Source organism: Moritella sp. (assembly GCF_033791185.1).
Classification (GTDB): Bacteria; Pseudomonadota; Gammaproteobacteria; order Enterobacterales; family Moritellaceae; genus Moritella.
Genome location: NZ_JASJHF010000219.1, coordinates 1 through 11,971 on the forward strand (window position 1 = coordinate 1; position 11,971 = coordinate 11,971).

General features: G+C 41.4%; 8 protein-coding genes. 6 read left to right on the forward strand and 2 right to left on the reverse strand.

Going from position 1 to position 11,971, the window contains the following annotated elements:
- Positions 1 to 60: 60 nt before the first annotated feature.
- On the reverse strand, positions 61 to 978 hold the full coding sequence (locus QNK26_RS12910; protein ID WP_319223554.1) for a manganese-dependent inorganic pyrophosphatase: 918 nt from the start codon (positions 976 to 978) through the stop codon (positions 61 to 63).
- 317 nt (positions 979 to 1,295) lie between these two features.
- Here QNK26_RS12910 and dauA point away from each other — a divergent pair, with 317 nt between their 5' ends.
- The 4 genes from dauA (at position 1,296) to QNK26_RS12930 (ending at position 9,153) form a co-directional block, all read left to right on the forward strand.
- Positions 1,296 to 3,020 (forward strand): C4-dicarboxylic acid transporter DauA, encoded by a 1,725-nt coding sequence (gene dauA, locus QNK26_RS12915; protein WP_319223543.1) that lies wholly within the window; start codon positions 1,296 to 1,298, stop codon positions 3,018 to 3,020.
- 80 nt (positions 3,021 to 3,100) lie between these two features.
- Entirely contained in the window at positions 3,101 to 4,687 is a 1,587-nt protein-coding gene (prfC, locus tag QNK26_RS12920; RefSeq protein WP_319223545.1) for a peptide chain release factor 3, read from the forward strand.
- Between the two features lie 344 nt (positions 4,688 to 5,031).
- Positions 5,032 to 6,882 carry a DEAD/DEAH box helicase gene (locus tag QNK26_RS12925; RefSeq protein ID WP_319223546.1) on the forward strand — a complete coding sequence of 617 codons (1,851 nt, stop codon included), beginning with the start codon at positions 5,032 to 5,034 and terminating at the stop codon, positions 6,880 to 6,882.
- Between the two features lie 192 nt (positions 6,883 to 7,074).
- Entirely contained in the window at positions 7,075 to 9,153 is a 2,079-nt protein-coding gene (locus QNK26_RS12930; RefSeq protein WP_319223556.1) for a S9 family peptidase, read from the forward strand.
- 36 nt (positions 9,154 to 9,189) lie between these two features.
- Here the strand turns inward: QNK26_RS12930 and QNK26_RS12935 are convergent, their stop codons facing one another.
- Complete coding sequence (locus QNK26_RS12935; RefSeq protein WP_319223548.1) at positions 9,190 to 10,221, reverse strand: diguanylate cyclase; 1,032 nt, start codon at positions 10,219 to 10,221, stop codon at positions 9,190 to 9,192.
- A gap of 123 nt (positions 10,222 to 10,344) precedes the next feature.
- Between QNK26_RS12935 and QNK26_RS12940 the strand changes: the two genes are divergently transcribed.
- Together QNK26_RS12940 and QNK26_RS12945 are read left to right on the forward strand one after the other, a co-directional pair.
- A complete protein-coding gene (locus tag QNK26_RS12940; protein ID WP_319223549.1) occupies positions 10,345 to 11,112 on the forward strand; it encodes a TatD family hydrolase in 768 nt (255 codons plus the stop codon).
- A 214-nt stretch (positions 11,113 to 11,326) separates the two neighbouring features.
- A partial coding sequence (locus QNK26_RS12945; protein ID WP_319223552.1) for a Na+ dependent nucleoside transporter N-terminal domain-containing protein occupies positions 11,327 to 11,971 on the forward strand: 645 nt, incomplete at its 3' end.

The following is an 11,971-nucleotide window of genomic DNA, read 5'->3' on the forward strand; positions in this document are numbered from 1 at the left end:
TCCCTTTTTAGTATTTACACTGTCACTTTATACTCATCGTAATACCGAGAATATTAACGTTTACTTAAACTGAGTTTGCAGTGGTGGTAATACTTGTTTTTTACGGCTTACAACATTTGGTAGGTCGATCAGTTCGTCAACAAATGTACCGCCAAGTGTTTCTGCCACTAACTGGCTTTCTTCACTTTCGATCAAAGCAATAGAGTTCAAGTTAGTAATATCGGTTAATAATACCAATGCTGTGTGGTAACCGAATTCAGCTTTATATTTAACAAGTTCAGCTTGTAGTTCTTCTTTACGCGCTAGCGCAGAATCAACGTTAGTGATCTCTACTTGTGCAATTGAGAAGTCTTTTTCACCTATGGTATAAACTTTAAGGTCACGCAGGATTAATTCTTCAGACGGTACCGCTGCAATATCTGATTTCGCTGCAAATTGTGCCGTAACGAAAGCATCAATATTATCAATACCTGCGATTTTAGCCAGTTCGTGTGCTGCATCAATATCGATTTGTGTACATGTAGGAGAGTTGAAGTGTACTGTGTCACTTAAGATCGCACCTAACATCATCACTGCGACCTTCTGGTCTATTTCGATGTTGTGAATCTTGTACATGTTGTAAACAATCGTATTTGAACAGCCACAAGGCCAGATCCATGCTTCAAGTTGCTCGTCAGTTTCTACGTCACCTAGTTTATGGTGATCAACGATGCCACGAATTTTAGCTTGGCGTGCATCTTTTGGTGCTTGGTTGAAATCAGAGTAATCAATGATCCAAACCTCTTCACCTGCAATTGATGTACGGATTTCAGGGCACGCTAGACCAGCTTTTTCAAGCAGGAAAAGACCTTCTGCATTTGGTTCGCCTTGCATAATTGGTGTTACTGTTTTGCCATCGCGTTTTGTTAAAAATGCAGATAGAGAGATTGAGCCTGCTAAGCTGTCACAATCAGGGTTTGTGTGTCCTAGTACTAACATCATTGCTTCCAAATTAATTATAGGTTTATGGATGAACTATCATAATAGTGATCTCGGTTAAGCTGTGCAACTTAATCTGACCGATTACAGTATTATTTACATGGCTTATTTAACCTTTTCTATCGACTATTATTCATTATTTAAGTATAACACTGGTTTTTAAATGTGATCATAAACGCATATTAAGCGAATTAGTCGGAAATTCTGATGTGAATCAAGCAAACAACTACTTTGTGGCTAAATGTTGTGACCTTGATTGTATCTGTTACTAAGAAGATTATAATCGCGTGATCTAATTAACACTTTAAGGCAGTTCAATGCAACATAGGGCTCATCTTTTTTCGTTACGTATTGCACACGCACTGCGTGAGTCGTTTAGCCGTTCTGATTACACTGGTGCTAAATTCGGAAAAGATTTATTAGCCGGTATCACGGTTGGTATCATTGCTATTCCTTTGGCGATGGCGCTTGCGATTGCCAGTGGTGTTGCACCTCAATATGGACTTTATACGGCAATTATCGGTGGTATTGTTATCGCCATATCAGGTGGTAGTCGTTATAGCATTTCAGGTCCCACTGCTGCCTTTGTTGTTATTTTGTATCCTATCGTCCAGCAGTATGGTTTTGGCGGCTTATTATTAGCAACTATTATGTCCGGCTTGCTGCTAGTGATCATGGCCGTATTACGTCTTGGCCGTTTTATTGAATACATTCCAGAAGCAGTAACGCTAGGTTTTACCGGCGGTATCGCAGTTGTTATTGCCACATTGCAGTTGAAAGATTTTTTTGGCCTTCCTATCGAATCTTTACCAGAGCATTATTGGGATAAACTGGCTGTATTGGTTAATGCATTACCGCTATTACATTTACCGAGTTTTGCGGTTGCGGCCTTTACACTTGCTATCATGCTAATTTGGCCGAGATTAAAAACCGTAGTACCGGCCCATTTACCAGCCGTGATCCTTGGCAGTTTACTTGCGGTAACACTAAATGATATGGGCATGGATATTGCCACTATTGGTAGCCGCTTCCATTATTTATTGCCCGACGGTAGCCAAGGCGCAGGGATCCCACCATACTTACCTACTTTCGAATGGCCTTGGTTACAAGGTGGTGCGAATGGGCAATCATTAGTATTAAGCTGGAAATTAGTGTCTGATCTATTACCCGCTGCGTTTGCGATAGCCATGTTAGGCGCTATTGAATCATTACTGTGTGCAGTAGTGCTTGATGGTATGACTGGTAAACGGCATAGCGCTAATAGTGAATTGTTAGGTCAAGGTCTTGGTAATATCGTGGTGCCATTTTTTGGTGGCATTACTGCGACGGCCGCTATAGCGCGATCTGCTGCCAATGTAAAAGCGGGTGCACAAACCCCGATATCAGCCATTATTCATGGTTTAGTTGTGCTGGCGAGTCTAGTGTTATTAGCCCCGTTATTAGCCTATTTACCTATGCCTACAATGGCGGCGTTATTACTGGTTGTTGCTTGGAATATGAGTGAAGCAGGTAAAGCGCTACACTTATTAAAAACAGCGCCAAAGAGTGACTTGTGGGTGTTTGCGATTTGTTTTTCGTTTACGATCTTGTTTGATATGGTTTTAGCCATTACGGCGGGTATTTTGTTAGCGGCGGTACTGTTTATGAAAGAAATCGCTGAGATGGTTAAAGTAACTGATATTACCGACAATAAACGCATCGTCTCGGCTAAAATACCCAGTGGTTGGCGGGTTTTTAAAATTAATGGTCCGCTATTCTTTGCTGCCGCTGACCGAGTTTTTTCAGAGCTCGCGGATAAAACCAGCGAGGTTGATGGTTTTGTACTGTATTTGGATGCGGTGCCATTACTTGATGCAGGAGGTTTAGCGGCAATGGAACAGTTTATTAAGCAGTGCCAAATTTATAATACTCAAGTTATATTCTGTGATCTGCAATTTCAGCCATTAAAAACCTTAGCAAGAGCGGGTGTGCAACCGATTGGTGGTGTGACTTCTTTCAGTCCGACATTACACGAAGCATTAACTGAAATTGGCAACTATTAATTGCAACCCGACCTTGTGTCTTATCGTGATTTCAGCGAAAATAGCGCCCATTAGATTTAACCCAATGAGAAGACTCATTCATGTCAAATAGCATTCTTGAGCAAGAGGTGTCGAAAAGACGTACTTTTGCGATTATCTCGCATCCCGATGCTGGTAAAACAACTATCACCGAAAAAGTACTTTTATTCGGGAACGCATTACAAAAAGCCGGTACTGTAAAAGGTAAAAAATCGGGTCAGCATGCTAAATCTGACTGGATGGAAATGGAAAAAGAACGTGGTATTTCGGTGACTACATCGGTAATGCAGTTCCCTTATCAAGACTGTCTGGTTAACTTACTTGATACGCCAGGACATGAAGATTTCTCGGAAGATACTTACCGTACACTAACTGCTGTTGACTCATGCCTAATGGTAATTGACTCTGCAAAAGGTGTTGAAGCGCGTACCGTTAAGTTAATGGAAGTAACACGTCTACGTGATACACCAATTATTACCTTCATGAATAAAATTGACCGTGATATTCGCGATCCAATTGATTTGATGGATGAAGTAGAAGAAGTATTAAAAATTGCTTGTGCACCGATCACTTGGCCGATCGGCATGGGTAAAGAACTGAAAGGTGTTTACCATATTTTACGTGATGAAGTGATCATGTATAACGTGGGTCAGGGTCATATGATCCAAGACAGCCGTGTTATTAAAGGTATTAACAATCCTGAACTTGACGAAGCTCTTGGCGATTATGCTCAAGAATTACGTGACGAAATGGAATTAGTTGAAGGTGCTGCGAACAAATTTGATTATGATTTGTTCATGGCTGGTGAATTAACGCCGGTATACTTTGGTACCGCGCTAGGTAACTTTGGTGTTGATCACGTTCTTGATGGTTTAACTGAATGGGCGCCTAAGCCACAGTCTCGTGAATCGGATTTACGTAAAGTCGAACCTCATGATGAAAGCTTCTCTGGTTTCGTATTTAAAATTCAAGCTAATATGGATCCGAAACACCGTGACCGTATTGCCTTTATGCGTGTTTGCTCAGGTAAATACAGCAAAGGCATGAAAATGAAGCATGTACGTTTAAATAAAGATGTCAGTATTTCTGATGCGGTAACCTTTATGGCGGGTGACCGAACTCAAACGGAAGAAGCATATCCGGGTGACATTATTGGTTTACATAACCATGGTACGATCCAAATCGGTGATACTTTTACTCAAGGTGAATTACTTAAATTTACTGGTATCCCTAACTTTGCACCGGAAATGTTCCGTCGTATTCGTTTGAAAGATCCACTAAAACAAAAGCAATTACAAAAAGGCCTGATTCAATTATCTGAAGAAGGTGCTGTGCAGGTGTTCCGTCCTCAACGCTCAAACGATTTAATCGTGGGCGCGGTTGGTGTGCTACAGTTTGATGTCGTTGTGCACCGTTTACGTACCGAGTATAAAGTCGATGCTATTTATGAAGGCATCAGCGTTGCGACAGCGCGTTGGGTTGATTGTGCTGACCCACGTAAGCTTGAAGAGTTTAAAAAGAAAGCTTGGGATAATATTGCTTTAGATGGTGGTGATAATTTAACGTATATCGCGCCGACTATGGTTAATTTACGTTTAGCGCAAGAGCGTTATCCAGATGTTGTTTTCCGCGAAACACGTGAGCATTAATCCATACTATTAAGTGAAATAAACAGAAAGCCTTACCTCATAAGAGGTGAGGTTTTTTTTGCTTGTTATTTATGGCTTGAATTGACTTTCACTCGTAACTTTTAAGTAGTTGATTTATAGAAAAACTTTTTTTAATTTTAACTTATTAATGATTTTGTGTGATTTAGGTCGCATATATTCGGATTTTTATTTTTAAATGATGTACACTACGTCAGCCTTTTTATGTGGCTTCGCTCATTAAGAGAGTTTGAGCAAAAGACCACTAATTTTGCGCACGAAATACTATATGTGGAGCTATAATTGATATAGCTTTATTCAAAGACCCGTCTACCAGAGGCCCGTGAATGTCTGATACATCACCCGTACAATTTACTGATTTAAATTTACCTGAACCAATTTTAAAAGCGTTGAATGATCTAGGTTATGAAACACCTTCACCAATTCAAGCTGAATGTATTCCGTTACTACAGGATGGTGGTGATGTGCTAGGTATGGCACAGACTGGTACGGGTAAAACAGCTGCGTTTGCATTACCATTATTGAGTCGTATTGATACGTCATTGACTAAACCACAGATATTGGTGTTAGCACCAACTCGTGAGTTAGCGATTCAAGTTGCTGAAGCATTCCAAGCATACTCACGTCATATGCGTGGATTCCATGTACTACCTATCTACGGTGGTCAAAGCTACCCGATTCAGTTAAAAGCACTGAAACGCAACCCACAAGTGATTGTTGGTACTCCTGGCCGTGTGATCGATCACATTAACCGTGGTACGCTGGATCTTTCTGGTATTAAAGCGTTAGTACTTGATGAAGCTGATGAAATGCTACGTATGGGCTTTATTGATGATGTAGAATCAATTTTGTCTAAAACACCTGAGAAACGTCAAATGGCGTTATTCTCTGCAACTATGCCTGAAGAAATTCGTCGTATTACTAAACGTTTTATGACTGAACCAACTTCGGTTAAAATTGCAACTAAAACATCAACTGTTGAAAACATTGAACAAAAATGTCTAATCATTGGTGGTTTACAAGCAAAACTTGACGGCCTAACTCGTATTCTTGAAACTGAAGACTACGATGGTGTGATCATCTTTGCTCGTACGAAAACAATGACTGTTGAGCTTGCTGAGAAATTAGAAGCACGCGGTTATTCTGCTGCTGCACTAAACGGTGATTTAAACCAAGCAATGCGTGAGCGCACTGTAAGCCGTCTGAAAAGTGGCCAATTAGATATCGTTATCGCAACAGACGTTGCGGCACGTGGTCTTGATGTTAGTCGTATTGATCTAGTTATCAACTATGATATCCCAACTGACACTGAATCATATGTTCACCGTATTGGTCGTACAGGCCGTGCTGGACGTAAAGGTACTGCAATCTTATTCGCAGCACCACGCGAACGTCGTTTATTAAAAGCGATCGAACGTGCTACACGTCAGCCATTAACTATGATGGATCTACCTTCACGTGATGATGTTACGAAAAAACGTATCGCATCTTTCCGTGATGACCTAGTTAAAATGCTTTCTGGTGACGAAAACCTAGATTTCTACAAAAACTTAACAGGTCAATTATCTGAAGAGTTAGAAGTTAGCGAACTAGACCTTGCTTCTGCGTTATTATTTATGGCTCAGAAAGAAAAACCATTAGTATTACCACCTGAAGCGCCACGTCGTGAACGTAGTTTCCGTGAAGATGATCGTGGTGATCGTGGCCGTGATCGTAACGACCGTGGCGAACGCCGTGATCGTGGTGACCGTCCAGAGCGTAGCGAACGTGGTGAACGTCGTCCAGCTGCTGAAATGGAAGTTTTCCGTATCGAAGTTGGCCGTACTGATGGTGTTCAAGTTAAGAACATCGTTGGCGCTATTGCTAATGAAGCGAATATCAACAGCCGTAACATCGGTGGTATCCGTCTACATGATGACTACTCAACAATTGAATTACCAAAAGGTATGCCAAGCGAGCAGTTACAACAACTACAACAAGTTTATGTTTGTAACAAAGCATTACGCATGAGCAAACTTGAAGGTGTTGCAGCTGAAGGTCGTCAAGAGCGTAGCCGTCCAAGTGGTGATCGTCCTGCACGTGACAATGATCGTCCTGCACGTGAAGGCCATCGCGGTCAACGCCGTGAATCGACTGGTGGCGAAGAACGTCGTCCACGTCGTCCACGTCGTGACTAATTAGCTCGTTAACAATTAATCGTTAATAGTTAAATATATGAAAAGGAGCGCTTGCGCTCCTTTTTTGCATCTGGGATATTAATACTCATCACATTAAGTGAATAATCGTTGATTTAATGTAATGAGTATTTAGGCATTAATTAATAAGCCATCACCTCTTCAGTTAATTTTATAGGACATCTTCTTGTGAAAATGGATCTCTCGACTACAGCGCCCATTGCGATGAAGCAAGCGCATGCAATGACCATTCATCAACATACTCGCCAAGATGATTACTTTTGGTTACGTGATGATGAACGTAGCAACAAACATGTTTTAAGCTATCTAGAGCAAGAGAATAATTATACTCAGTCAGTTTTGTCGCCATTAGCGGCATTACAAACCGAACTTTATGATGAGATGGTTGCACGCGTTAAACAAGAAGATGCATCCGTTCCTTACTTGAAAAAAGGTTATTGGTATCAAACTAGCTTTTCAGAAGGTAAAGAGTACCCCGTATATCATTGGCGCCAGGATAATGCCGAGGCACCATGGCTGGTATTGCTTGATGCCAATGAACGTGCCAAAGCCCACCAGTACTATCAGTTAGGTGAATTAGCCATAAGCCCAAATCATCAAGTATTAGCTTTTTCTGAAGATACCGTTAGCCGACGTCAATATCGCTTACGCTTTGTTAATCTTGCTACGGGTGAAGCGTATCCAGAAGAGATCGAAGATACCGAATCTGTGGTGTGGGCGAATGACAGTAAGACGTTATTCTATGTAAAAAAACACCCCACCACGTTATTGCCTTACCAGGTCTATCGTCATCAACTGGGCTCTGATATCAGCACGGATGTATTGGTATATGAAGAGTTCGACGATACGTTTTACACCGATATCTATAAATCGACCTCTGATGACTACATCATGTTATCGCTTAGTAGCACCATGACCAGCGAAGTACACGCCTTACCTGCTGATAAGCCGACTGAGGCATTTAGCTTATTACGTGAACGTGAACGTGGTCATGAATATAGTGTCGATCATTACCGTCAGCAATTTTATATTCGCAGTAATAAGACCGGTAAAAATTTCGCATTAATGTCAGCCACATTAGCCACAGTAGCTGATACGCAGCAATGGCAAACGCTTATACCTGCCCGTGACGATGTATTGCTAGAAAGCTATGAACTGTTAAGAGACTGGTTAGTTGTCGAAGAACGTTCGCAAGGTTTAACATTTTTACGTCAAATTAATTGGCAGACCAAGGCTGAGAAAATCATTAAGTTTGATGATCCAACCTATACCGCATGGTTAGGCACTAACCCTGATCCTGAGACCGATAAACTCCGTTACGGTTATTCGAGCTTAACGACGCCAACCACTACCTATCAATTAAATTTAGATAGCGGTGAACGCGAAGTATTAAAACAGCAAACCGTGGTTGGTGATTTTTGTGCTCAAGATTATAAAAGTGAACGAGTTTGGATCGTCGCTAAAGATGGCGTTAAGATCCCAGTATCTTTAGTTTATAAAACCGCACTATTTTCTCAAGCAAACGTCAATCCAATACTGCAATACGCGTATGGCTCTTATGGCTCGAGTATTGACCCCTATTTTAGTGCCTCGCTATTGAGTTTGCTTGACCGTGGTTTTGTTTATGCTATCGCCCATATTCGTGGTGGTGAAGAGTTAGGTCGTGATTGGTACGAAGATGGTAAACTACTGAATAAAATGAATACCTTTACTGATTTCACTGCTGTAACCAAAGGTTTGATCGCACAAGGTTATGCGGATCCGAAACGGGTCTATGCCATGGGGGGCTCTGCTGGCGGATTGTTGATGGGCACTGTAATAAACATCGCCCCTGAGCTCTATCACGGCGTCGTTGCAGCAGTGCCTTTCGTTGATGTCGTTAGCACCATGCTTGATGAATCAATACCGCTTACGACAGGTGAATATGATGAGTGGGGCAATCCTAATGAGGCAGAATATTATCATTATATGTTGTCATATAGCCCGTATGACCAAGTCATCGTACAGGATTATCCACATCTGCTGGTGACAACAGGGCTACATGATTCACAAGTGCAATATTGGGAGCCTGCTAAGTGGGTTGCTAAACTGCGTGAATTAAAAACGGATGCCAATGTATTGCTGCTGCATACGGATATGGAAACCGGTCACGGTGGTAAATCAGGACGCTTCCAGCATTATCATGATACCGCGAAAGAATATGCTTTCATGCTTGATTTAGCACAGTGTACAGCGCTAAAAAATAAAGCATAGATAAGTGACCCAAGCCTATATTGTGGGCTTGGGCTCCTAACGTGGTAACGGCATTACCCTATTTCGACCAAGACGCTTTGCTTCATATAATTGCAAATCAGCACGGGTTAAAATTTCATGGCTGCTATCTCGGGGCTTATTCTCACTGACGCCAATCGATATGGTGATGTTATCAATCACTTTTCCAGTGCGTTTATCACGGATACTGAGGCGCTCAATGGCACGGCGAATCGATTCAGCATTTTGGCGGGCAATGGTGAACGTTTTGTTTGGTAAAATAAGCACAAACTCTTCGCCACCATAGCGGAATACTTGTTCACCTTCCTGACAACTATCGGAGATACGTTTAGCAATGGCTTTTAATACCTGATCACCGAGTTGGTGGCCAAAGTCATCATTGAATGCTTTAAAGTTATCAATATCGATCATCAAGATAGAAAAAGTACGGTTCAAACTCGGATTACTGCAGAAGGTTTCAATCTCTTTGGTAAATACGCGACGATTGAGTAGCCCTGTTAGGCTGTCATGCATGGCATCATGCTGGGTTTCTAATAACGTTTCGCGTAGCTGCGAAATTTCAGCTTGCGCGTCGTGTAACTGACTTTTGAAATGACGTGTTGACGAGCGCACATCATGCGACTCTTTAACCAATTCTCGAACGGCCGCAAGTGTTTTTTCAATCGAAAATCCATCTTCTTCTACACCGGACAATTCGTTCAAACATTTATTCAACATACGATCAAATTCATTGGTATCATTGAGCGTATCGTGTAATGAGCTACTTAATTCATTGGTCATCGAATCAAGTTCGCAACGTAATTGGGTGATCTCTTGCTCGCGTTTATCAACAATAAAGCGCTGGTAAAGCTCTTCACTCGCGGCGGGGGTACAAGTTCCGTGCATGGCAATTTTATCATCGAGATGTTTCTTTAATGCACTATTCTTATCTGAAACATAGTGATACCACAGCGCATAGTTGGTTGGCGTGGTTGGAATTTGGTACTGGATCATCAGCGGCATGGCTTTTTTGAAATATTGAGCAGATAAAGCAAAGAGTTTTTTAGACATGCACCATTCCATAGAGGTTCTTAATTAATGATTAACCCCGCTATTAAATCAAATTATGCAGCAAGTTACACTATCTCTTTATTTCACTCTTGATTATGAACCATTAAAAAGGCAGCCAATCTCGTGATAGCACTCATCGACAGTCATTGTCATTTAGATTTCGTAGACTTTAATATTGATCGTATAGAGGTACTCGCAAGAGCAAAAGCGAAAGGGGTGCAACAGTTTTTAGTGCCCGGTGTTGGCGCGCATAATTGGCAAGCGGTATTAGCGTTAGCAAGTCAGCACGAGGGTGTTTATGCCGCGCTCGGTATTCACCCTTATTTTCTCGCCACTTTCAATGATAGCCATTTACAGTTACTTGAGCAGCATTTAGCAACAGCAAAGCATATTGTTGCCGTTGGTGAGTGTGGGCTTGATAAAATGGTCGATTTTCCTTTTGAGCAGCAACTATATATTTGTAAACAGCAATTATTGTTAGCCAAGCAATATGAGTTACCGGTTATCTTGCATTGTCGTAAAGCCCATAACGAATTGATTCAATTATTACAGCAGGTGAAATTACCGCGTGGCGGGGTGATCCATGGCTTCAGTGGTAGTAGCCAATTAGGCAGGCAATATATAAAGCTCGGGTTTAAATTGGGGATCGGTGGAGTGATCACTTATCCGAGGGCAACAAAAACTAGGCAAGCGGTGAGTGAATTGCCTTTGGCTTCATTATTGTTAGAAACAGACTCGCCAGATATGCCTATATCGGGTTATCAAGGTGTAAGAAATGAACCTGCTAACATTGCAGAAGTGTTACAGACGTTGACAAAACTCCGCAAAGAGCCGAAAGAAATCATTGCAACAGCCAATCTTAGTTCATTTATTGAACTATTTCTGTCGTAAATCGACTCATTTTGAAAATAAACGAACTTTTTTGAAACTTTTTTGAGAGGTCTGATCTCAAGCACTTAACAAGTAGCCAATAACAGTTATAATCGCGCCAATTGTTATAATCAATGATTAAATCGTAAATTTACTATTAATTACACTTTAATCGACTATTTTGATTGTAGCGCACACAAAAAACTTCTGAAGTGAAACTTGGAGATTATTCCTGATGAATTTTGTAATGGGTATTGTAGGCGTATTTGTCCTACTAGGTTTAGCAGTTCTGTTATCGGACAACAGAAAAGCAATTAACCTTCGCACTGTAGGTGGCGCATTCGCTATCCAGGTTGCTATTGGTGCTTTCATTTTATATTTCCCTCCGGGCAAAGAATTACTACAAGGCCTTTCTACTGGTGTAGCAAACGTCATTGCTTACGGTAATGAAGGTATTCAATTCTTATTCGGTGACTTGGCGAGATTCAAAGTTGGCTTCATCTTTGCGATCAACGTATTACCAGTAATTGTTTTCTTCTCATCATTGATCGCTGTTTTATACTACGTTGGTATCATGAGCGTGGTCATTAACTTTATTGGTGGTGGTTTACAGAAATTATTAGGTACAAGTCGTGCGGAATCACTTTCTGCAACGGCAAATATCTTTGTTGGCCAAACTGAAGCCCCACTTGTTGTGCGTCCGTTTATTAAATCAATGACTAAATCAGAGCTATTTGCTGTGATGGTTGGTGGCCTTGCGTCTATCGCTGGTTCAGTATTAGCGGGTTATGCTGGTCTTGGTATTAAAATTGAGTACTTGGTTGCGGCATCATTCATGGCGGCGCCAGGTGGTCTATTAATGGCTAAAATCATCAAACCA